Raw genomic sequence first — 20,665 nt, forward strand, 5'->3', positions numbered from 1 at the left:
CGAGGCGGGGCTCGGCGTGTCGGGCGGTCAGCGTGCTGCAGCCCGCCGGGACGGCTGCGCCGAGGCCACCCCCGAGAAGCGGTATTCCGAGCGCTTCAGCGAACGGGTGGACAGCCAGTACTGCCACGTCATGCCGCTCCACAGCGTGCGGTTCTTGCCGTGCTCATCGAGATACCAGCTGCTGCAGCCGCCGGTGCTCCACACCGCACCCTGCAGATCGTCCTGCAGTTCGGCGTTGAAGGCGTCCTGGGCCGAGCGGGTCGGTGCCAGCGCCTGCGCGCCGGCCTTGTCGACCGCACCGATCGCCTGGCCGACATAGCGGATCTGCGACTCGATCATGAAGACCACCGAGTTGTGGCCCAGTCCGGTGTTCGGCCCGAGCAGGAAGAACAGGTTGGGCATGTCGGCGACGGCGATCCCGCGGTGCGCCTGCACACCCTCGCGGTTCCAGCGGTCCACCAGATCCTCGCCGCCGGGGCCTTTGATGCCGACGTAGGTGTAGGAGTCGGTGACGTGGAAGCCGGTCGCGAACACGATGACGTCTGTTTCTCTTGCGGTCGCACGACCGTGCCTGTCCTCGGTGACGATCCCGTGCGGGGTGATACGGGCGATCTGATCGGTCACCAGCTCCGAGTGCGGCTCGGCGATGGCACGAAAATACCTGTTGGAGAACAGAACTCGTTTGCAGCCCACGCGGTAGGTTGGCGTCAGCCGACGCCGTAGATCGCGATCTTTGACCTGGTGGCGGATGTTCCACTTGCCGGCCAACTCCCCCAGGGTGAGCAGCTCGGGGCGTTTGGTCATCGCGAACCCGAGGGCTTCCTGGAACCAGTAGATGCCGGTGCGCAACGCCGCCCGGGTGCCGGGCACCGTGCCGAACGCGTTGCGCATCCACATCGGGATCGGATTGTTGGACCGTGGCAGCACCCATGCCGGGGTGCGTTGGTAGAGCTGCAGTGCGCCGACCTTGTCGACGATCTCCGGGACGATCTGGATGGCACTGGCCCCGGTGCCCACGACCGCGACCCGCTTGCCGGTGAGGTCGACACCGTGATCCCACTGCGCGGAGTGGAACGCCTCCCCTTCGAAGTCGGCCAGGCCCTCGATATCGGGGATGGATGGGATGTGCAGCGCACCGGCCCCGGATATGAGGAATTGCGCGACGTATTCGCGGCCGTCTTCGGTGAAGACGTGCCAGCGATACTCGGCGTCGTCCCAGTGGGCGCGTTCGACGCGCGCGCCGAAATGGATGTAGCGGCGCAGACCGTGCTTGTCGGTCACACCCCTGAGGTAGTCGAGGATTTCCGGCTGCAGCGACCACATGTAGGTCCAGTCCGGCTTGGGTTCAAAGGAGAACGAATAGAGGTGCGCCGGGATGTCGCAAGCGCAACCCGGGTAGCTGTTGTCGCGCCAGGTACCACCGACGTCGTCGGCCTTCTCCAGGATCAGGAAGTCGACGCCGCGGTGCTGCAGCTCGATTCCCATCCCCAGCCCGGAAAAGCCGGTGCCGATGACCAGCGCCCGGGTGTGGACGGGTCCGGTGGAGGCGTTGGCGACGGTGGGTTCAGCAACGGTCATGCGACCAAAATACCCAATACCGGCGGTATCGCCTAGGTGCGTTGCGGCTCAGCCGGCAGCGGCCCGCCGCTGCATGGCGTCGTGAATCGGGCGGTCGGGATCGAGTGCGACGCCCAACAAGTCCGCGGTGCCGTTGACCGTGCCGAGCATGATCGTGGTCAAGTGATTGATGAACTCGTCCGTCGGCATCCGGCGCGGGCTGTCCGGATCGGGGCCCAGCCACCAGTCAGTGGCCGCCGAGCACGCGCCGAACGCGGCCGCCGCAGCGAGTTGTAGTGCAGCGGGATCGAGTTGCATGCCGCGCAGCTCGTTGTTGAACGTGTCGGCGAACGCCATGGTGATCTCGCGCCCCTCGTTGAGCGCGCGCTGCGTGGACTCTGCCTGTTCGGGGAACCGACCCTGCAACATGAATCGCAGCACGTTGGGGTGCTGCTCGACCAGGTTGACGTACTCGGCCACCCCACGGCGGACGACCTCCCGGGTCGGGTCGGTGGCGGCGTCGATGTTCGAGAAGATCGCACCCCAGAGCATGTCGCGCAGCCGCTTGCCGATCGCCTGGAACAGGTCGGACTTGTCGGTGAAGTGCCGGTAGATCTTCGGCTTGGCGGTACCGGCCTCTTCGGCGATCTCGCGCAGGCTGACCTCGGGGCCGTGCTTGTCGATCGACCGGAATGCGGCGTCGACGATCTCGGCTCGCACCTTCTTGCGATGCTCCCGCCAGCGTTCACTGCGCGCGTCGACCTTGCCGGGCTCGGACCCCGACCGCGATCTGGACACTCTGCGCACGTCAAGCACTGTACCCGCAGCGCGGGCTGACCAGGGCCGACCTCGCGTGAGGACTATTACATCGGTCTGACGCAGGCCTTCGCGAAGCAGAGCGCCACGGTGTTCTCCGATAACATCGTCGCATCCGATTATCGAACCGAGACGAGACGTAGTGACCGAGCGATTCGACCTGGTGGTAGCTGGCGGGGGGCCATCAGGATCCGCGGCCGCGTGGCAGGCCGCGCAGACCGGCGCACGGGTGGTCGTGCTGGACAAAGCCCAGTTCCCGCGGGCAAAGCCCTGCGGTGACGGCCTGACCGCCCGCGCCGTGAGCTACCTGCAGAAGATGGGCCTGGCCGACGAGGTCAACACGTTCCATCGGGTCAACCGCGTGACGGTCTTCAGCCCGTCGCAGTGGGAGCTGTCGTTCCCCAAGCGTCCGGGGATGCCCGACCACGGCCACACCGTCAGCCGCGAGCACCTCGACACGTTGCTGCTCAAGCACGCCGAGTCGGCCGGCGCGACGGTGCGCCAAGGTGCCGAGGTGGCCGGACCAGAGCTCGACGCCAACGGCCGAGTGGTCGGTGTGGTGCTCAAGAGCGGTGAGAAGGTGCTCGGCGACGCGGTGATCGCCGCCGACGGCGCTTACTCCCCGATCAAGCGGGCGCTGAAGATCGATTCGGAATACAACGGCTACTCGGCGATCGCGATCCGCTCCGAGATGCCGGCCAACCGTCCCGACTCGGACAGCCTCGACATCTACTTGAAGCTGGCATTCCAGGGCGACCAGCTGCCCGGGTACGGCTGGGTTTTCCCGATGGGTAACGGGGTGTTCAACATCGGCCTCGGTTACGTCAACAGCTACAAGAACTGGCAGTCGATCAACGCCACCCAATTCCTCGGCGATTTCCTGCGGACCCTCCCGCCCGAATGGGAACTGCCGCCGATCGAGGAGCTCAAGAAGAACAAGAGCGTGCGGGCCTGGCGACTCCCGATGGGGTTCACGGCCTGGCCGCCGTGGCGGCCGGGTGTGCTGTTCACCGGCGACTCGCTGGGCGCAGGAAAGCCCGCCTCCGGTGCGGGCATCTCCAAGGCCTTGGAGTCCGGTCTGGCCGCAGGCGAGTGCGCCATCGCAGCGCTGCAGAACGGCGGGCCCGACGACTTCACCAACTACGGGCAGCGCATGGAAGCCGCGTGGGGCCGGGAGTACAAACGGGGCCGCTATTTCCACAAGCTGCTGGGATACCCGCAGGTGGCCAACGCCGGGATCAAGCTGATCGACAACGCCCCCTTCCGGGACGCGATGCTCAAGGCGCTGTACAAGAAAGCCCAAGGGCCGCAGCACAGCTACTGAACGCATGGTGACGATGGCGGCCGGCATCAGCGACGAGGAGCTGGCACGGATCGAAGGTGAATTCGGTTTCGAGTTCGCCGACGATCATCGAGCCTTCCTGTCTTCTGGTCTGCCCGTTGGGGATTCGTGGCCGGACTGGCGCTGCGCGCCGCGCCGGAGTCTGCACCAACGATTGCGGCTGCCCGTCGACGGCATCCTGTTCGCTGTCGAATGGCGGGACTTCTGGGGTTCCGACTGGGGTGTGCGCCCGGCCCGGATGAAGGACGCGTTGCGCAGCGCGAACTACCACCTGGCGCGGGTGCCGCAGCTGGTGCCGCTGCACGCCAACCACTATCTTCCCGCGGGGCGCGGCATGTCCGGGCACCCGGTGCTGTCGATTTATCAGACCGACGTGAGTTGTTGCGCCGCAGACATATTCGACTACGGCAATCCTGATCCGGCACGGAAGTCGGCGTCGACGGTGCCGTTCTGGTCAGACCTGATCGGCTAGATGTTCGACTCGTCGACCGGGACGCCGCGGGCCGGCGCGGCGGCGCAACCGTCGGCGTCCGACGGGGCCACGACGTCCAAGCCCAGCGTGTACGACGTCATCGACAGCGAGCCGTACGCGCAGCCATCGGTGAGCACGCCGACCTTGTCAGCGTGATCGGCAGCCACTCCCGCGAAGTACAACAGCGGCAGAAAGTGGTCGGGCGTCGGCACCGCGGCCGAGTAGTCCGGGTGCTCGCGCAGCCGGACCGCATCGGCCGGATCGGTCAGCACCTGTGCGCGCGCCTGGTCGTCGAAGCGCTGCGCCCAGTCAAAAGCCCCGTCACCGAGCGTCGGATCCATCCCGGCCAGATTGTGCACGACGTTGCCGCTACCCAGGATCAGCACGCCCCGCTCGCGCAGCGCGGCCAGCTTGGCGCCCAGCGCGAGGTGGTACTCGAGCGGCTTGTAGGCGTTGATGGCCAATTGCACGACGGGTACCGATGCGTCCGGGAAGGCGTGCACCAGCACCGACCAGGTGCCGTGGTCGATCCCCCAGCTGTCGACATCGGCGCCCACCCACGTCGGCTCCACGACGTCGGCGATCTCGTCGGCAAGCTCCGGCAGACCCGGTGCCGGGTACTGCACGCCGAAGAGTTCGGTGGGAAAGCCATAGAAATCGTGGATGGTCCGCGGCACCGCCATCGCGGTGACGGCGGTGGCGTTGATGTACCAGTGCGCGCTGACGACGAGGATCGCCCGCGGCCGCCCGGCCGATTCGTGCACCGACCGGCCGAACGCCCGCCACGCCGAGGTGTAGCGGTTGAGTTCCAGGGCGTTCATCGGGCTGCCGTGCCCGATGAACGCGGCCGGCATGAGTGCGGACATGGCTCTAGTTAACCGGGATATCACTCACTGTGGGTGAGCTGGTCGGCGAACGCCGCGCCCGCATCGCCGGTCAGCTTGGCTGCGTCGAACGCGTAGGCGACACGGTCACCGCGGATCGCGCGCAAGGGATCCTCGAAGTCACGGAAGTACCCCATCGCCCACGCGCCCTCCTGGTAGCCGATCAGCTTCAGCAGGTCGTCATCTAGCTCGCGTGCGATTTCCATTGGTACCGAGAGGAATTGGTTCTCCTCCTGGCGGACCCAACCGACGCAGTAGTTAACGTTGATGGCGCGCCGGACGTGGTCGCTGCGGTTGGCGGCGCCGCTGTGCACGATCTTGCCGGAGTAGATCAACACCGACCCTCGCGACATCTCCGCCTGCACGCACTCATCGTCGGCGTAGTCGGTCGGCTTCTTGTCGCCCACCTGACTGCCCGGCACCACCCTGGTCGCGCCCATCTCCGCGGTGTAGTCGGTCATGGCCCACAGCGTGTTGCACTGCACGTGGTAGTCGTCCGGGAAGGGGTAGAAGTCGAAGGCGTTCTGATCGCGGTGCAGCGACTGATCGGTTTCACCCGGCTCGATCGAGATCACCTGGGTGAGCATCAGCTGAAATGCGCTGGCATGGCCGAGGAAGTCCTGGCACACACCGAGGATGGACGGATTCTGGATCAGCGTGCGGCAGGCCGGGGACCGGGCGATCAGCGCACCGGTGCGTCGGGTCTTGCGACCGATCATCGCGTTGTAGCCCATCGGCGTCGCATCGAGGTAGGGCGCCAGTTCGTCGCCGATCGTGTCCATCAACGAGTCCGGAACCAGGTTGTCGACGATCACGTAACCGTCGCGGCGCAGATGGTCGGCAAGGTCCGCCGGGGACGTGGTGGCCGGAACATGCGTCAGCACGGTCATGGTTCGAGTATCGCGGAGCGTATGTGTTGACCAGGTAAAACGGCGTCACACGGCGGTTAAGGCCGCCGACGCTTGGGAGCGTCCGGCTTACGGGCGACCTTTCCGGCGGCGGCGCGAGCGGCTTGCTTGGCCAGCGTCTTCTCACGCGCGGTGCGCTTCGGAGTCGGCTGCGCCTGCCCGCGAGACGAACTCGGCTTGCGCCCCCGCACGATCCCGGTGAACTCCTCGACCAATGCCGACGGTTGCCCCGCCGGGAAGGCAAGCGCCACTGGACAAGTCGGTGCGCCGGCGATCGGACGATACGTGAGGTCGCGGCGGTGGTACAGCCGCGCCAGCGACTGCGGGACCATCAGCACGCCCAACCCGGCGGCGACGAGTTCTATTGCCGCCTCGGTGGTTTCGGGGCGATGATCGATCGCAGTGCTCGGAGCCTCCGCCCAGGCGACGACGTCGTCGAGTGGCAGTAGGACCGGTTCGTCGGTGAGGTCGGCCGCGGTGATCTCGTCGGCGGCGCTCAGAAGGTGATCGGTCGGCACCACGGCCACCGTCGTCTCCTCGTAGAGCGGGATGATGGACAGTCCTGACGTGTCGGCCGACGGGCGCAACAACGCGACGTCGACGATCCCGTCGCGCACCGCGGCGGGCCCGTCCGCCGCGGTGACGGCACGCAGCTTCAGCGGTACATCGGGATGGCGCTCGGCCCAGGTCCGCGCCCACTTCGCGGGCGTCACTCCGGGCACATACCCGACGGTGAGCGAGGACTGGGTCACCGACTCAGGCTACCGATAGGCTCGTGCCATGAGCAGGCCGAACGCGCAGTCGATGAAACCCGCCACCGCGGCGAAGAAGCTGGACGTGTACCTGCCGGCGACGCCCGCGGAGTTCCAGGCGAACGCGATCACCCGCGACGAGCTGGCAGCTCTGCAGGCCGATCCACCGCAGTGGCTGGCCGATCTCCGCAAGAACGGGCCGCACCCGAAGAACCTGGTGGCGGCCAAGCTGGGTGTGTCGATCGCGGGCCTCGCGCGTGGCGGGGTGGTCGATGCGCTGACCACCGAGCAGATCGACGCGCTGCTCGCCGACAAGCCCGACTGGCTGGTCGCCGAACGCGAGAGCTACCAGAGCGTGCTCGCCGAGCAGCGTCGAGTGAAGGCTCTGCACGCGGACAAGGCTCGCTGACACCTCACGCCGCGTCGTCGGTCCAGAAGATCTGCCAGGAATGGCCGTCGAGGTCGTTGTAGCTGCGCCCGTACATGGACCCGTGATCTTCGGAATCCCCATCGGTGCCGCTCGCGGCGATCGCTTGATCGACCAAAGTGTCCACCGCGTCCCGACTGTCGACGCCGAGACAGACCACGCATTCTTTGACCTTGGTCGCGTCGGCGGTCTCCAGCGGGTGCAATGAGTCGAAGTCGTCGCGCTGCAGCAGCATCGCGAACTGGTTGTCCGCCAGTACGAGCGTGACTGCGGTATCCCCACTGAACTGTTCGTTGATCGCGTATCCGAGGCTGGCGAAGAACTTTCGTGAGCGGTCGACGTCGGCGACGGGCAGGTTGACGAACAGCATTGAGTGCATGGGTGCCTCCGTGGCTTCTGCGGGATCCTGCTGGATGCCGTCGGAGAATCAGACCGGCCGGGCGCCTGAAACTCATCGGGGCACCATCGAAAAAGAACTGAGAGCGAAAATTCCGCGGAATCTTCGCTCTCAGTTCTAAGTCTATGCGACGAGGGCGCTCAGCTCACAGCATGCAGCTGACGCAACCCTCCACTTCAGTCCCCTCCAGCGCCATCTGGCGAAGGCGGATGTAGTACAGCGTCTTGATTCCCTTGCGCCAGGCGTAGATCTGCGCCTTGTTGACCTCGCGGGTATCGGCGGTGTCTTTGAAGAACAGCGTCAGCGAAAGCCCTTGGTCCACATGCTGAGTGGCTGCGGCGTACGTGTCGATGATCTTCTCGTAGCCGATCTCGTACGCGTCCTGGTAGTACTCCAGGTTGTCGTTGGTCATGTAGGGCGCCGGGTAGTAGACGCGGCCGATCTTGCCTTCCTTGCGGATCTCGACCTTGCTCGCCACCGGGTGGATCGACGATGTCGAGTGGTTGATGTAAGAGATAGACCCCGTCGGCGGCACCGCCTGCAGGTTCTGGTTGTAGATGCCGTGAGTCTGCACCGAATCCTTGAGTCGTAACCAATCCTCTTGGGTCGGAATGCGAATGCCCGCCGTGGAGAAGAGCTCGCGCACCCGCTCGGTCGCCGGCTCCCACACCTGATCGGTGTACTTGTCGAAGAACTCACCGGATGCGTACTTCGACTTCTCGAAGCCCTTGAACGCCGATCCGCGCTCGATGGCGATCTTGTTCGACGCCCGCAGCGCGTGGTAGAGCACCGTGTAGAAGTACATGTTGGTGAAGTCGATGCCCTCGTCGGATCCGTAGAAGATCCGTTCGCGCGCAAGGTATCCGTGCAGGTTCATCTGGCCGAGGCCGATGGCGTGCGAGTCGTTGTTGCCCTGCTCGATCGACGGGACCGACCAGATGTGCGTCTGGTCGCTCACCGCGGTCAATCCGCGAATCGCTACCTCGATGGTCTGCGCGAAGTCCGGCGAGTCCATCGCCTTGGCGATGTTCAGCGAACCCAGGTTGCACGAGATGTCCTTGCCCACCTTGGAATACGACAGGTCCTCGTTGAACAGCGAGGGCGTCGACACCTGCAGGATTTCCGAGCACAGGTTGGAGTGCGTGATCTTGCCATCAATAGGATTAGCTCGATTGACCGTGTCTTCGAACATGATGTACGGGTAGCCCGACTCGAACTGCAGCTCGGCCAGCGTCTGGAAGAACTCGCGAGCCTTGATCTTGGTCTTGCGGATCCGCGCGTCGTCGACCATCTCGTGGTACTTCTCGGTGACCGAGATGTCGGCGAACGGAACGCCATACACCCGCTCGACGTCATACGGCGAGAACAGGTACATGTCCTCGTTCTTCTTCGCCAGCTCGAAGGTGATGTCGGGAATCACCACACCCAGCGAGAGGGTCTTGATGCGGATCTTCTCGTCGGCGTTCTCCCGCTTGGTGTCCAGGAAGCGGTAGATGTCGGGGTGATGCGCGTGCAGGTAGACCGCGCCGGCACCTTGACGGGCTCCGAGCTGGTTGGCGTAGGAGAACGAGTCCTCCAGCAGCTTCATGATCGGGATGACACCGGAGCTCTGGTTCTCGATGTTCTTGATCGGTGCGCCATGCTCACGAATGTTGGTCAGCAGCAAGGCAACTCCGCCACCGCGCTTGGACAGCTGCAGCGCGGAGTTGATCGAACGGCCGATCGACTCCATGTTGTCCTCGATGCGCAGCAGGAAGCAGCTCACCGGCTCGCCGCGCTGCGCCTTGCCCGAGTTCAGGAATGTCGGGGTGGCCGGCTGGAACCGTCCGTCGATGATCTCGTCGACCAGCTTCTCGGCCAGCGTGGTGTCACCGGCGGCCAACGTCAGCGCAACCATCACCACGCGGTCCTCGAACCGCTCCAGGTAACGCTTCCCGTCGAAGGTCTTCAGCGTGTAGGAGGTGTAGTACTTGAACGCGCCGAGGAAGGTCGGGAACCGGAACTTCTTGGCGTAGGCGCGGTCGGTGAGCGTCTTGACGAAGTTGCGCGAGTACTGATCGAGAACCTCACGCTCGTAATAGTTCTCGCGAATCAGATAGTCGAGCTTCTCGTCCTGATTGTGAAAGAACACGGTGTTCTGGTTCACGTGCTCGAGGAAGTACTGACGCGCGGCCAGACGATCCATGTCGAACTGGATCTTGCCGTCTGCGTCGTACAGATTCAGCATCGCGTTGAGCGCGTGGTAGTCGGTCTCCCCCGGCAACGCGTGCCCTGACGTCGTTACAGGCTCAGCAGCTGTGACTGTAGGTGGCACGTGTCCTCGTCCTTCCAGAATTTCGTTAACTCCGCACGGACGGCTTCGACGTCCTCAGCGGTGCCCATCATTTCGAAGCGATATAGATTCGGCACCCTGCATTTGTGCGCGACCAGCGTCGCCGCGAAGCAGTATTCGGCACCGAATTGAGTGTTGCCTGCCCCGATCACACCGCGGATCAAGGACCGATTGTGCGGATTGTTCAAAAACTTGATGACCTGCTTGGGGACGTATCCCTTGGCCTCGAGGTGCGGGCTGTCCCCTCGCCCCCTGCCGTAGGTCGGCAGGAGCAGGACGTAGGGCCGGTGCACCTCGATGTGCTCGTGAAGGGGAATCCGGATGGCCGGCACGCCCAGCCTCTGCACGAAGCGGTGGGTGTTCTCCGAAACGCTGGAGAAGTACACCAACCGCTCCGGGCCCGCCAGGCTGGGGCTGCCATCCGGATTCATCACATCTCTTTCCGTGGCGCCCGGGCCGCTAAGCGCTCAGTGCGGCACCGACTGGCGGAGTGTCGATATTCGTATGTGTTGTATTCATGGATTTCCTCCTCTGTTGTGTGCATTTTTGTTTCAGTGACCTGTTACTAGCGCTACTAATTCCGCAGCGGGTAGGGCGGCCATCATGTTGACGGCGAAGGGCCAGACGATGTTGTTGACTGCGCTCTTCCATTTGCTTTTGTCGGTGCTGTTGGCGGCGCCGCGTACGACGGCGCCTGCGAGACGTTCGAGTGCGTCTTGAAGGCTGAAATCACCGACTGTGGCGTAATTCTGGGTGCACCAGCGGACGTGAGCGATGACGTCGTTGATGTGAGCACGCAGTGGTGCTGGGATAGAGGGGTCGCTTTTCAAAGTTTCAGCGACGCTCTCAATGTAGCCGTTGATCCTGTCGATGCCGTCGGCTTCAAGGGTCGGTACTACGTCTTCCAGGCGCTCAGCAAGCATTTCGAGAGTGTTCAGGCTGGTTTGGTCGATCGTGGCGGTTCCCTGACCCTGCCAGCCCCCGCTGAATGAGAAAACGACCTGATACCACGTTGGGACGGCCTCTCGGGCGACTCGCATGTTGCGGCCCTGGCTTTCCAGGAGCCCGATAAGTTCTTCGATCTCTCTGAGATGACTGATCGCCAACGTGTGGTCGTCCCAATTTTGACCGTTCAGTCCGCGAGCCGAGGCAGCATTGACGTTCTGTGGGCCGCGCCAGCTGAGGAACTTGGCATGTAATAGTTGGGCGGGGTTAGACATAGCTGTGGTGCTCTCTGAAGGACTGTGTCGGTTCTGTTTCTGATTTGCGCCGCGCGAGTAGGTATTCAGTTCTGTCTCGTTGGCCGAACTTGGCCCACTGAGTTGTCGCGGAGGCGCTGAGGCCGAGCTGTGCGGCGACAATGGCTGCCGGGAGGTCGCTGGTGAGAGCAACCATGGCGTAATTGCGGCCTAGTCGACTCGGGACGCCGGCTTCCGCGAGTTTCACGCTGAGAGTGCGGGTATGGATGGGTTCGTGTGCGCGGGCGCCGGGAAAGAGGAAGTGGGCGTCGCTGTCAGGCGTTTGTGCGCGTGGGTTCTGGGATGCCTGTTGTGTGAGTCGGTTGACGAGCGTTGCGACAGACTCGGGCAATTCAATTGGATGGTTGACGAGTGTGAGCTGTGTGCACGGGCCCGTCGAGGTGACGTGTGCGGTGGTCAGACGCTGAATGTTGACCAGTTTCGCTCCGTAGAGCAGCACGAGCAGTCCAGCGACTCTGGTTTGGAGTTCGATACCGCAGTGCTCGTCAAGCAGCTTGGCGATCTGACCCCGGTGGTCTTGTTCGTCACTGATCTCACTCGGCGGCACCTGTGATCCGCGTGCGAGCGTGACGTTTTCGACGATGCCACGCTTGTTGAGCCACGCGACAAAGCCCTTTATCCGGCGACTGCGGTTGCGGTCTCCTGCTGTCCAGTCGTCGAGCATCGTTTGGGTGAGGTCACCGATTCGATGCCCGGATGATTCCACGTGCTCGATGAGTCGCAGCGCCAGCCGGATCCGCTCGCGGCTCGAATCGGCAGCGTTGGCAGTAAATCCTCGCCGAGCGGCCCGGCGTCGTGCTGTGCGCAAAATGCCCCATCGTGCATAGGGTTCCAGCAGCGCAGCGTGGCGCGGAGCCAGGGAGGCGGTAAATTCGTCAATCCATGTTTCGAGCCGCTCGATCGGCTCGTCGCGCCGCGTCAAGACGTTGGCTTCGACCAGCAGGGCCCGCAGATAGTGGCGGGCTTGGCCGGGCGGGCACGCATCGACGGTCGCGTGGGTGAGGGCACCTTCCGCAGTGGCCAAGAAGCGCAATGCTTCTTGAGTGCGCGCTTTGATTAGCCAACGCAGCGTCGAGGCGGGCCGGCCACGACGAGCAAGCAGGTCGGGCAACATGTCCAGGCCCTCACGAATCGAGCCATCTTCTGCGGTGAGCAGCTCTTCAGTCAGTCGTCGAATCGAGCAGCTCAGGCAGGTGCCTTCGTAGTGCTGCGGGCCGCCTTGATCGCAAGTGGCGCAGACGTAGTCGGTGAGACTGCCCGCGCACGGCCCGCAAGCCAATTCGCCTGCCGGGGTGTGGCCGATAAGGACTTTGGTATGGCCGCAACTCGAGCAGACGTCGGGATGGTTCGTTGAACGCTTATAGCACGAGAAGCACACCGGTCCGAGCGGCCAATGCGCGTGGGTAGGACGTGTTTTCCCGCATAGACCGCACTGCGCGTCCGGAGACTGCACGCAGCTCTTGCAAAGATCAGTGTCCCCGAGCTGAACGCGAGCGGCGATCGGACGCACGTTGCCGCACTTGCCGCAAGCACGCATCGGGGCTTTGTAGCAGCGCTGGCATAGCGGGCCCTTGACGGTCATCGATTTAGCGTGATCAAGACGACCGCAGCCCGAGCAGACATGTTTCGGGCGAGCGCAGCTGCCGCACAATGCTTTACCGTCCGCTTGCCGTGTAGAGGGCACCTTATTTCGCCCGCAGCTGGCGCAAGTTTCCATCCGCTGCGGGTCGTTACGGTAGCAGCGTTTGCAGACTCCGCCATCCGGGGTGCGGGCGGCCCGTTGCGCGAGTCGACCGCAGCGCACACAAGTGTGCTTGGGGGGTGCCACGACGCTCATGAGGCACCGCCTGGTCTGCGGATTGTGGTGCGTCGCGGCTTAATCGGAGTGACCTTGCCGGTGGAGTCTTGACCTCCAACCGCCTTACGTCTCGCAACCTCGTTGATTCGCGGCTCGATCAAGTCGTTTGGAGTGCACTCCAAGATGTCGCACAATGCGACGAGAATGTCCATGCTCAATCGCTGCGGCTGGCCGGTTACTAGGCGATAGGTCTGCTCCCGCGACAAAGACACGCCACGATCGGCTAGGTGCGGTTGCAGATCCGTGGTCGAGAACATTCCACGCTCGGCCATCTTCATGCGCAGATGCCACACGTAATCCATCTGTCTCATCGTGATGACCCCCCGAGCTCGGTGCCGTAGCGGGAGTGCATCGATTGGGACAAAAGGCGATTGCGGTACTCGTTTGACACGCCGACATAGATGGCGGTCGTCGAGGAGAACGAGTGACCAACCTGCTCTTGGATGAATCGTTCCGGGTAGTCGAACTCAACTAGGTGAGTCACGTACGAGTGACGCAACGAATGTAGGTCCAGTGTTGGGTCAATGCCGGCTTCATCGCGCGCGGTGCAAAACGCTTCATTGAGCGTCCGCATGCCGACTCGTGATCCCCGCTCGGTCAACCACAATGCCGGGCGCTTCTCGCTGGGAAACAGCGGTCGCACATCAGTCATGTAGTGATCGAGGATTTCAACGATCCAGCTCATCTCCGGAATCGTCAGTACGGTGCGTCGCTTGGGCGCTCCACCGCGCGAGGCCTTGCCGTACCGAACCGACACCGCGCCAAACCTGCCGAAGTCGTCCATCTTTGAATTACGGCGCAGATCAACAACGTCGATATGGACGACCTCGCGCCGACGTAAACCGAAGGCGTAGCAGAACTTCAACATCGCTGCGTCACGCAAGGCTGTTCGTGCGCCCTTGCGGCCGCGGGCACGGATGGTGCCGACTCGGGCATCAGCGGCATCGAAGAGCGCCTGAACCTCGTCATAGGTCAGCGGACGCCGGGACGGATCACCTTCGTAGTCCCCGACATGGACAATCGAGTTGTCCTCGTGAAAGACCTGCTGGGGAATTTCACCGAACTGCTGCGTGCACTCCGCGATCCAGCCGTACCGCGGATCAAGCAAGTACTCGCAAAACATCCGGATATCGATCTCGTAATTACGTGCGGTCGATAGCCGCAACGGCGTTGAACCAGAACGCAACTCACTAATCCACGCCTCACCCTCAGAAGGCGTCCACTGCCACGGATACAAGCCAGAGAACTCCACAAACCGACGCACCAGCCGACGCCGGGGCACGATCGTGGAGTCCTTCAGGAACCGGGCCCGTTGCTGGTTCTCCCAGCCCTCCAACATCGCTTCAAGCACCGCGCGTTGCGGATCAAGCTGAACAACATTGGGCGCCAACATCCGGCGGGCTACGCCATCGGCATCGCTAGTCACAAGCCCTGTTGTAACAGATGCATCGTTGATGCACCAGACTTTGGACCGGTGTTGACCATCGACTACCAGCGTCGAGGTCTCACCCCCCAACGCCTGAGCTGCTACAACAGACAACATTGCTAGCCAACCAATGTTGCATCAGATGACAATATTGCTCCATTGGAGAGGGCCTTGATCCGATCCGGCCGGAAGCCCGACCAGTGATCGCCGCCGGCAACGACGACCGGCGCCTGCAGGTAGCCCATCGCCATCACGTAATCGCGGGCCTCCGCGTCCTCGCTGATGTCGACGACGTCGTAGGTCAGACCCGACTTGTCCAGGGCCTTATAGGTCATGTTGCACTGCACGCAGGCGGGCTTGGTGTAGACGGTGATGGTCATCTGCGAATGGCTCCTCAGCGAAACATAGAGATGTACTCAGGCGGACTGACTGTGCGCAGGCACTCATGAACATTCAGCGAGCTGTCGGACCGTGAAATTCCTGACCGGCGGAGCCGCTCGGACCGACATCTCAGCGTCGGTTCCGGCGATCCGGCGGACCTGTGACTCTCTGGTCTGTCGGCCTGTCGAACACTACACCTAGTGTCCGACAGCACGAAGAGATACCACATGTTCTGAATAACAATTCTGAAATTCCCTGGTCGTAAGCCCTTCATCCCTTCCTCGCCCGGCGTGTCGCATGTCACAACACGCCGCACGCCACCGGCTGTGCCTAGATGTACCACCGGGCACCGACACGGCCGCCGCACCCGGCTCTGACGGACCGCCGAATAGCAAAAGGCCGCCGGCGCACAGCACCGGCGGCTTTCTGCGAGCGGGACGGAGCCTCAGCCCACCTCGGCGGCCAGCTTGCCGACCACGTCGCGCACCGCGGCGGACACCTCGGAGTTCTCCCGCGGATGCTTGCCGTCGAAGGTCGTGGACGGCACCGACAGCTTCAGCGACTCCACCACCCGGGGGCCGGCGATACCGAACGACTTGCGGGTCTCGTCATGCGCCCACACCCCGCCGTACTGACCGAGGGCGGACCCGATGACCGCCAGCGGCTTGTCCTTCAGCGCGCCGTTGCCGTACGGACGCGACAACCAGTCGATCGCGTTCTTGAGCACACCGGGGATGCTCCCGTTGTATTCCGGGGTCACCACCAGAGCCGCATCCGCCTGCGCGGCCGCGGCCCGCAACGCCACCACGGGGGCGGGTGCGTCCTCGGTGTCGAGGTCTTCGTTGTAGTGCGGCAGGTCGCCCAGCCCGTCGTACACGGTGACGGTGACGCCGTCGGGCGCCGACTCCGCCGCAAGTTCGGCCAGCTGGCGATTGACCGAGGCCGCCCGCAGGCTACCTACCAGTGTCAGCACGTTGATATCCGACATGTCGCAATCCCTTCAGTCGTTCGCGATCCTCCCACGGCAGAACCGGACCACGGTCCGGTTTATTTCCTGCTGAGCTAAAGTGTGGGAGTGAGCGCGATCCACGGGGCAAATGAGCTGCCGGTTTCCGCGCCGCAGGAACGGGGCGACGCCGCCCGAAACCGGCTGCTGCTGCTCGACGCCGCCCGCATGCTGATCGCCGAGCGAGGCGCCGACGCGGTCTCCATGGACGACATCGCCGCCGCCGCGGGCGTGGGCAAGGGCACGTTGTTCCGGCGCTTCGGCAGCCGCGCCGGGTTGATGATGGTCCTGCTCGACGAGGACGAACGCGCGATCCAGCAGGCCTTCCTGTTCGGACCGGCGCCGCTGGGCCCGGAAGCCCCGCCGCTGCAACGACTTCTGGCCTTCGGGCGCGAACGGCTGCGTTTCGTGCAAACCCACCGCGACCTGCTCCTCGACGCCAACCGCGATCCCGATTCCCGTTACAGTGCGCCGTTCGCGGTGATGCACACCCACATCCGGGTGCTTCTGCAGGCCGCGGGCAGCACCGGCGATCTCGATGCCCAGGCCGACGCGCTGCTCGCGCTGCTCGACGCCGACTACGTCAGCCGTCAGCTCCTCGAGCGCGGCCGCTCGCTGGACACCCTGGGCGATGCGTGGGACAGCGTTGCGCGCAAGCTGTGCGGGACGTGACCGCACCACCCGCCCGCGACTGGGTCCTGCACGTCGACCTCGATCAGTTCCTGGCCTCGGTCGAACTGCGCCGCCACCCCGAACTCGTGGGCCTGCCGCTGATCGTCGGCGGAAGTGGCGATCCCACCGAGCCGCGCAAGGTGGTGACCTGCGCGTCGTATGAGGCCCGCGGCTTCGGCGTGCACGCGGGGATGCCGTTGCGTAGCGCAGCGCGCAAGTGTCCGGATGCGACGTTCCTGCCCTCGGATCCGCCCGCCTACGACGAAGCCTCCGACCAGGTGATGGGTCTGCTCCGCGATCTCGGCCACCCGGTCGAGGTGTGGGGCTGGGACGAGGCCTACGTCGGCGCCCGGGTCGCCGACCCGGTGGAGCTGGCCGAGCGAATCCGCACCGTGATCGCCGCCGAGACCGGGCTGGTCTGTTCGGTGGGTATCAGCGATAACAAACAGCGGGCCAAGGTCGCGACCGGCTTCGGCAAACCCGACGGCGTATACACGCTCACCGATGCCAACTGGATGGAGCAGATGGGCGCCCGCCCGGTGGAAGCGCTGTGGGGTGTCGGACCGAAGACCACGAAAAAGCTTGCCGCCCTCGGTATTACGACTGTGCGAGAGCTCGCGTCAGCCGATGCCGAATTGCTCACCGCGACGTTCGGACCGCGCACCGGCCTCTGGCTGTTACTGCTGGCCAAAGGCGGCGGCGACACGACGGTCAGCGCCGAGCCGTGGATTCCCCGGTCCCGCAGTCACGTCATGACATTTCCGCGCGACCTGACCGAGCGCGCCGACATGGACGCGGCGATCGTCGATCTGGCGCGCCACGCGCTCACCGACGTCGTCGCCCAGTCGCGCATCGTCACCCGGGTGGCGGTCACGGTGCGCACCAACACGTTCTACACTCGCACCAAGATCCGCAAACTCGACGAGCCCACCGTCGCCGGCGAGGTGATCACGGCCGCCGCACTGCGAGTGCTCGACCTCTTCGAGCTCGACCGCCCGGTACGCCTGTTGGGCGTACGTCTGGAACTCGCGCCGATCTAAGCGCCTGGCGGACTCGACGTCGCCCCGCGCGGACGCAACACACGCGTGAAGAAGACGTTGACCCGCCGCATCGCGACGCTGTACGGCCACCACGCCAGCCGTTTGAACGCGTAGAAGGCGCGGATGTCGACCGAGGTGTAGATCAGGAAGCGGTTCTTAGAGACACCGGCCAGGATCTTGTCGGCGACTTTCTCCGGTGACACCGCGTGCCCGCTGAATCGCTTGACCCACTTCTGCACCTTCGGATGGTCACGATCCACACCGGCGATCTGGACCGTCTGCACCAAAGGGGTGTCGACGGCACCCGGCACCACGAGTGAGACCCCGATGTCGTGGCGGGCCAGGTCGAAGCGCAGCACCTCCGAAAGTCCGCGCAGGCCATACTTACTCGCACTGTATGCGGCATGCCACGGCAGCGCGACCAGTCCTGCCGCCGAGGACACGTTGACCAGTTGCCCACCTCGCCCGGCAGCGACCATCGGGGGCAGAAACGTCTCGATGACGTGGATCGGACCCATCAGGTTGACGTCGACCATCGACCGCCAGTGCTGGTGGGTGAGCTGGTCGACGGTGCCCCACGCCGAGATCCCGGCGATGTTCATCACCATGTCCATCGCCGGCCGGCTGGTGTGGATGTCGGCGGCGAACCCGGCGACCGCGTCGTAATCGGAGATGTCCAGAGCGCGATGCTCGGCGACGTCGGCGCCGAGCGCACGAGCCTCGGCGACGGTCTGCTCCAGGCCGTCGGCGTTGACGTCGGTCAGATACAGCTCGGCCCCTTCGCGAGCCAGCCGAAGCGCGGTGGCCCGGCCGATGCCGCTGGCCGCGCCCGTGATGAACACCCTCTTGCCTGCGAAGCCGTCAGCCATGGATCAGTCGCCGACCCGTCCACCCCACAGCGCATGCAGCCACAGCTTTTCCAGGATGCGCACTGCCTGGTCCAGATTGCGGTCCGGTCCCACGAACGCCGTCTCCCCGGAGAGCGTCAATGCTGTTGTCGCCGTGAGGATCCGGACCAGACCGCGGATGTCGTCGCTGATCGGGTCCGCGGTGCCGTTGCTGATCTCGGCTTCGACGATCGGCACGATCTGATCGATCACCGCATCGTTGTAGCGGTCCAGGATCTCGCGGATCTCGGCGTCGGTGTGGCGGGCGGCGTTACAGGCCGACATGACCGGATCGTTGTGCGCATAGACCACGGCGGCGCTGCGCACCATGCGTTCAGCGAACGCGGTCGGCGTCTCGGCGGGTCCGCGCGGGGCGAACGAGTGGGTGAGTTCTTCGAGTTCGTGGGCGGCCTCGCCGACGATGTGGGCCAGCACGGCGTACTTGGAGTCGAAGTAGAAGTAGAAGCCGGAACGCGCGACGCCGGCTCGATCGCTGATCGTGCTGACCGAGAGTTCGGCAAACGGCTTTTCTTCGAGCAGCTCGCGAACGGCCTGGACGATGGCGTGCCGCTGCTTGTCGCCACGGCGACGCGGCGCCTCGACGGAGTCTTGTTGAGCGGTCACCCGTTCACCTTGCACCACGCCGGGGGCGAAGTGAAACTTGACATGCGTCAAGAAAGTTGGCCAGGATGGAGGAAACCTGTGGTGCCGGCCACACCCGGCTGGCAAGAATGCCTGTTCTCTGTTTCCCGAGGAGCGTCGATGGCCACCATCAGTACCCCCCACTACCTGCTGGATCAGGCTCGTCGCCGGTTCACGCCCACCCTGAACACCATCCCCGGCATGGGCGCGGTCGAGAAGCGGCTTCGTGAGCGGGATTGGCCGCAGTTCGAGCTGGCCCAGGCGCCCGTGGGCAGCGGACTCAAGACGGTCATGGGCGATTCGGGGCTCCCCCTGCTCGGCCACATGGTCGAGACCTTCCGCGGCGGTCCCGAGTATCTGCTGCAGGTCTACCGCAAGTACGGACCGATCCACTACGCCTACTCCCCGGCTCTGCCGGCGGTGACCGCGCTGGGACCCGACGCCACCCAGGCGGTGTTCTCCAACAAGAACAAGGACTTCTCCCAGAAGGGCTGGCATCCGGTCATCGGGCCGTTCTTCAACCGTGGCCTGATGATGCTCGACTTCGACGAGCACATGTACCACCGGCGGATCATGCAGGAGGCGTTCACCCGCACCCGGCTGTCCGGCTACGTCGAGCACATCGACCGGGTCGCCTCGCTGGTCATCGCCAACGACTGGGTGGCCAACGACCCGCGCTTCTTGTTCCACCCGGCCGTCAAGGAACTCACCCTCGACATCGCGTCGGTGGTGTTCATGGGCCACGAGCCCGGATCCGACCACGACCTGGTGACCAAGGTGAACGCGGCGTTCACCACGACCACCCGCGCCGGTGGGGCGATCATTCGCACGTCCGTTCCGCCGTTCAAGTGGTGGCGCGGACTGCAGGCCCGCAAGGTGCTGGAGGACTACTTCAGCGAGCGCCTCAAGGAACGCCGCAACGCCGAGGGCACCGACATGTTGACGGTGCTCTGCCACACCGCAGACGACGACGGCAACACATTCACCGACGACGACATCGTCAACCACATGATCTTCCTGATGATGGCCGCGCACGACACCTCGACGTCGACGCTCACCACGATGGCCAACCAGCTGGCAGCGAACCCGGAGTGGCAGGAGCGCTGCCGCGACGAGTCCGACCGGCTCGGCGACGGGCCGCTGGACATCGAGGCGCTCGAGAAGCTGGAGACCCTCGACCTGGTGATCAACGAGTCGCTGCGGATGGTCACTCCATTGCCGTTCAACGTTCGCCAGGCGGTGCGCGACACCGAGCTACTGGGCTTCTTCATCCCGGCCGGCACCAACGTCAATGTATGGCCCGGACTGAACCACCGCCTGCCTGAGCTGTGGACCGATCCGGAGAAGTTCGACCCGGCCCGCTTCGCCGAGCCGCGCAACGAGCACAAGCGGCATCGCTACGCGTTCGCTCCGTTCGGCGGCGGCGCGCACAAGTGCATCGGGATGGTCTTCGGGCAGCTGGAGATCAAGACCGTCATGCATCGCCTGTTACGCAAGTACCGCCTCGAGCTCCCGCACCCGGGCTACCAGCCCCGCTACGACTACGCGGGCATGCCCGTGCCGATGGACGGCATGCCGATCGTGCTGCGCCCGCTGCACTGACGGGG

The 20,665-nt window shown here is 64.4% G+C and carries 22 protein-coding genes; 6 read left to right on the forward strand and 16 right to left on the reverse strand.

Annotation, left to right across the window (positions count from 1 at the left end; all coding sequences use genetic code 11):
- Nucleotides 1–27: 27 nt before the first annotated feature.
- Both Y900_RS04260 and Y900_RS04265 read right to left on the reverse strand, forming a co-directional pair.
- Entirely contained in the window at nt 28–1,578 is a 1,551-nt protein-coding gene (locus Y900_RS04260) for a flavin-containing monooxygenase (protein WP_036339411.1), read from the reverse strand.
- Between the two features lie 48 nt (nt 1,579–1,626).
- Nucleotides 1,627–2,364, reverse strand: coding sequence for a TetR/AcrR family transcriptional regulator (locus Y900_RS04265; protein WP_036345775.1), 738 nt, complete (start codon nt 2,362–2,364; stop codon nt 1,627–1,629).
- A 151-nt stretch (nt 2,365–2,515) separates the two neighbouring features.
- On the opposite strand from Y900_RS04265, the gene Y900_RS04270 reads away from it, so the two are divergent.
- Both Y900_RS04270 and Y900_RS04275 read left to right on the forward strand, forming a co-directional pair.
- Nucleotides 2,516–3,697, forward strand: a complete 1,182-nt coding sequence (locus tag Y900_RS04270; protein ID WP_036339414.1) for a geranylgeranyl reductase family protein — start codon at nt 2,516–2,518, stop codon at nt 3,695–3,697.
- A gap of 4 nt (nt 3,698–3,701) precedes the next feature.
- Nucleotides 3,702–4,187: an SMI1/KNR4 family protein gene (locus Y900_RS04275; RefSeq protein ID WP_051659877.1), complete on the forward strand. Its 486-nt coding sequence runs from the start codon at nt 3,702–3,704 to the stop codon at nt 4,185–4,187.
- Here Y900_RS04275 and ygiD read toward each other — a convergent pair.
- Genes ygiD through Y900_RS04290 form a run of 3 tightly spaced genes read right to left on the reverse strand, consistent with a single transcriptional unit; the run spans nt 4,184 to nt 6,731 of the window.
- Nucleotides 4,184–5,041: a 4,5-DOPA-extradiol-dioxygenase gene (gene ygiD / locus Y900_RS04280; protein WP_036345781.1), complete on the reverse strand. Its 858-nt coding sequence runs from the start codon at nt 5,039–5,041 to the stop codon at nt 4,184–4,186. The genes Y900_RS04275 and ygiD overlap by 4 nt on opposite strands.
- 32 nt (nt 5,042–5,073) lie before the next feature.
- A complete protein-coding gene (locus Y900_RS04285) occupies nt 5,074–5,961 on the reverse strand; it encodes a phytanoyl-CoA dioxygenase family protein (RefSeq protein WP_036339417.1) in 888 nt (295 codons plus the stop codon).
- Between the two features lie 56 nt (nt 5,962–6,017).
- Nucleotides 6,018–6,731, reverse strand: a complete 714-nt coding sequence (locus Y900_RS04290) for a LysR family substrate-binding domain-containing protein (RefSeq protein WP_036339420.1) — start codon at nt 6,729–6,731, stop codon at nt 6,018–6,020.
- A 28-nt stretch (nt 6,732–6,759) separates the two neighbouring features.
- Here Y900_RS04290 and Y900_RS04295 point away from each other — a divergent pair, with 28 nt between their 5' ends.
- Nucleotides 6,760–7,140, forward strand: a complete 381-nt coding sequence (locus tag Y900_RS04295) for a DUF5997 family protein (RefSeq protein WP_036339422.1) — start codon at nt 6,760–6,762, stop codon at nt 7,138–7,140.
- A 4-nt stretch (nt 7,141–7,144) separates the two neighbouring features.
- Here the strand turns inward: Y900_RS04295 and Y900_RS04300 are convergent, their stop codons facing one another.
- From Y900_RS04300 to Y900_RS04340, 9 genes are all read right to left on the reverse strand, one after another.
- Nucleotides 7,145–7,537 (reverse strand): VOC family protein, encoded by a 393-nt coding sequence (locus tag Y900_RS04300; RefSeq protein ID WP_036339424.1) that lies wholly within the window; start codon nt 7,535–7,537, stop codon nt 7,145–7,147.
- A gap of 163 nt (nt 7,538–7,700) precedes the next feature.
- Nucleotides 7,701–9,869 carry a class 1b ribonucleoside-diphosphate reductase subunit alpha gene (gene nrdE / locus Y900_RS04305; RefSeq protein ID WP_036339426.1) on the reverse strand — a complete coding sequence of 723 codons (2,169 nt, stop codon included), beginning with the start codon at nt 9,867–9,869 and terminating at the stop codon, nt 7,701–7,703.
- Nucleotides 9,836–10,318 (reverse strand): class Ib ribonucleoside-diphosphate reductase assembly flavoprotein NrdI, encoded by a 483-nt coding sequence (gene nrdI / locus Y900_RS04310; protein ID WP_036339428.1) that lies wholly within the window; start codon nt 10,316–10,318, stop codon nt 9,836–9,838. Before nrdI ends, nrdE begins: the two co-directional genes overlap by 34 nt.
- A gap of 120 nt (nt 10,319–10,438) precedes the next feature.
- Nucleotides 10,439–11,107 carry a hypothetical protein gene (locus tag Y900_RS04315; protein ID WP_036339434.1) on the reverse strand — a complete coding sequence of 223 codons (669 nt, stop codon included), beginning with the start codon at nt 11,105–11,107 and terminating at the stop codon, nt 10,439–10,441.
- Complete coding sequence (locus tag Y900_RS04320) at nt 11,100–12,728, reverse strand: site-specific integrase (protein ID WP_131536084.1); 1,629 nt, start codon at nt 12,726–12,728, stop codon at nt 11,100–11,102. Before Y900_RS04320 ends, Y900_RS04315 begins: the two co-directional genes overlap by 8 nt.
- Before the next feature lie 251 nt (nt 12,729–12,979).
- Nucleotides 12,980–13,315, reverse strand: coding sequence for a helix-turn-helix domain-containing protein (locus tag Y900_RS04325; RefSeq protein WP_036339440.1), 336 nt, complete (start codon nt 13,313–13,315; stop codon nt 12,980–12,982).
- A complete protein-coding gene (locus Y900_RS04330; protein ID WP_051659878.1) occupies nt 13,312–14,397 on the reverse strand; it encodes a tyrosine-type recombinase/integrase in 1,086 nt (361 codons plus the stop codon). Before Y900_RS04330 ends, Y900_RS04325 begins: the two co-directional genes overlap by 4 nt.
- Nucleotides 14,398–14,549: 152 nt before the next feature.
- Nucleotides 14,550–14,810 carry a redoxin NrdH gene (locus Y900_RS04335; protein ID WP_036339443.1) on the reverse strand — a complete coding sequence of 87 codons (261 nt, stop codon included), beginning with the start codon at nt 14,808–14,810 and terminating at the stop codon, nt 14,550–14,552.
- Nucleotides 14,811–15,256: 446 nt separating this feature from the next.
- Nucleotides 15,257–15,799: an NADPH-dependent FMN reductase gene (locus Y900_RS04340; protein WP_036339446.1), complete on the reverse strand. Its 543-nt coding sequence runs from the start codon at nt 15,797–15,799 to the stop codon at nt 15,257–15,259.
- Between the two features lie 81 nt (nt 15,800–15,880).
- On the opposite strand from Y900_RS04340, the gene Y900_RS04345 reads away from it, so the two are divergent.
- Complete coding sequence (locus tag Y900_RS04345; protein ID WP_081844980.1) at nt 15,881–16,489, forward strand: TetR/AcrR family transcriptional regulator; 609 nt, start codon at nt 15,881–15,883, stop codon at nt 16,487–16,489.
- On the forward strand, nt 16,486–17,529 hold the full coding sequence (locus tag Y900_RS04350; RefSeq protein WP_036345786.1) for a DNA polymerase IV: 1,044 nt from the start codon (nt 16,486–16,488) through the stop codon (nt 17,527–17,529). The genes Y900_RS04345 and Y900_RS04350 overlap by 4 nt, the downstream gene beginning before the upstream one ends.
- Here Y900_RS04350 and Y900_RS04355 read toward each other — a convergent pair.
- Together Y900_RS04355 and Y900_RS04360 are read right to left on the reverse strand one after the other, a co-directional pair.
- Nucleotides 17,526–18,398 carry an SDR family oxidoreductase gene (locus tag Y900_RS04355; RefSeq protein WP_036339452.1) on the reverse strand — a complete coding sequence of 291 codons (873 nt, stop codon included), beginning with the start codon at nt 18,396–18,398 and terminating at the stop codon, nt 17,526–17,528. The genes Y900_RS04350 and Y900_RS04355 overlap by 4 nt on opposite strands.
- A 3-nt stretch (nt 18,399–18,401) precedes the next feature.
- Nucleotides 18,402–19,040 (reverse strand): TetR/AcrR family transcriptional regulator, encoded by a 639-nt coding sequence (locus Y900_RS04360; protein ID WP_036345789.1) that lies wholly within the window; start codon nt 19,038–19,040, stop codon nt 18,402–18,404.
- Between the two features lie 138 nt (nt 19,041–19,178).
- Here Y900_RS04360 and Y900_RS04365 point away from each other — a divergent pair, with 138 nt between their 5' ends.
- Nucleotides 19,179–20,660, forward strand: coding sequence for a cytochrome P450 (locus Y900_RS04365; RefSeq protein WP_036339454.1), 1,482 nt, complete (start codon nt 19,179–19,181; stop codon nt 20,658–20,660).
- Nucleotides 20,661–20,665 lie beyond the last annotated feature (5 nt).

This window comes from Mycolicibacterium aromaticivorans JS19b1 = JCM 16368 (genome assembly GCF_000559085.1).
GTDB lineage: Bacteria > Actinomycetota > Actinomycetes > Mycobacteriales > Mycobacteriaceae > Mycobacterium > Mycobacterium aromaticivorans.

Bases quoted from the DNA above. Each gene is read 5' to 3' on its own strand.
- Y900_RS04355 (WP_036339452.1), bottom strand. From the start codon at position 18,398: ATGGCTGACGGCTTCGCAGGCAAGAGGGTGTTCATCACGGGCGCGGCC.
- Y900_RS04275 (WP_051659877.1), top strand. From the start codon at position 3,702: ATGGTGACGATGGCGGCCGGCATCAGCGACGAGGAGCTGGCACGGATC.
- Y900_RS04295 (WP_036339422.1), top strand. From the start codon at position 6,760: ATGAGCAGGCCGAACGCGCAGTCGATGAAACCCGCCACCGCGGCGAAG.
- nrdI (WP_036339428.1), bottom strand. From the start codon at position 10,318: ATGAATCCGGATGGCAGCCCCAGCCTGGCGGGCCCGGAGCGGTTGGTG.
- Y900_RS04325 (WP_036339440.1), bottom strand. From the start codon at position 13,315: ATGAGACAGATGGATTACGTGTGGCATCTGCGCATGAAGATGGCCGAG.
- Y900_RS04260 (WP_036339411.1), bottom strand. From the start codon at position 1,578: ATGACCGTTGCTGAACCCACCGTCGCCAACGCCTCCACCGGACCCGTC.
- Y900_RS04300 (WP_036339424.1), bottom strand. From the start codon at position 7,537: ATGCACTCAATGCTGTTCGTCAACCTGCCCGTCGCCGACGTCGACCGC.
- Y900_RS04330 (WP_051659878.1), bottom strand. From the start codon at position 14,397: ATGTTGGCGCCCAATGTTGTTCAGCTTGATCCGCAACGCGCGGTGCTT.
- Y900_RS04315 (WP_036339434.1), bottom strand. From the start codon at position 11,107: ATGTCTAACCCCGCCCAACTATTACATGCCAAGTTCCTCAGCTGGCGC.
- Y900_RS04365 (WP_036339454.1), top strand. From the start codon at position 19,179: ATGGCCACCATCAGTACCCCCCACTACCTGCTGGATCAGGCTCGTCGC.
- Y900_RS04285 (WP_036339417.1), bottom strand. From the start codon at position 5,961: ATGACCGTGCTGACGCATGTTCCGGCCACCACGTCCCCGGCGGACCTT.
- ygiD (WP_036345781.1), bottom strand. From the start codon at position 5,041: ATGCCGGCCGCGTTCATCGGGCACGGCAGCCCGATGAACGCCCTGGAA.
- Y900_RS04320 (WP_131536084.1), bottom strand. From the start codon at position 12,728: ATGACCGTCAAGGGCCCGCTATGCCAGCGCTGCTACAAAGCCCCGATG.
- Y900_RS04335 (WP_036339443.1), bottom strand. From the start codon at position 14,810: ATGACCATCACCGTCTACACCAAGCCCGCCTGCGTGCAGTGCAACATG.
- Y900_RS04340 (WP_036339446.1), bottom strand. From the start codon at position 15,799: ATGTCGGATATCAACGTGCTGACACTGGTAGGTAGCCTGCGGGCGGCC.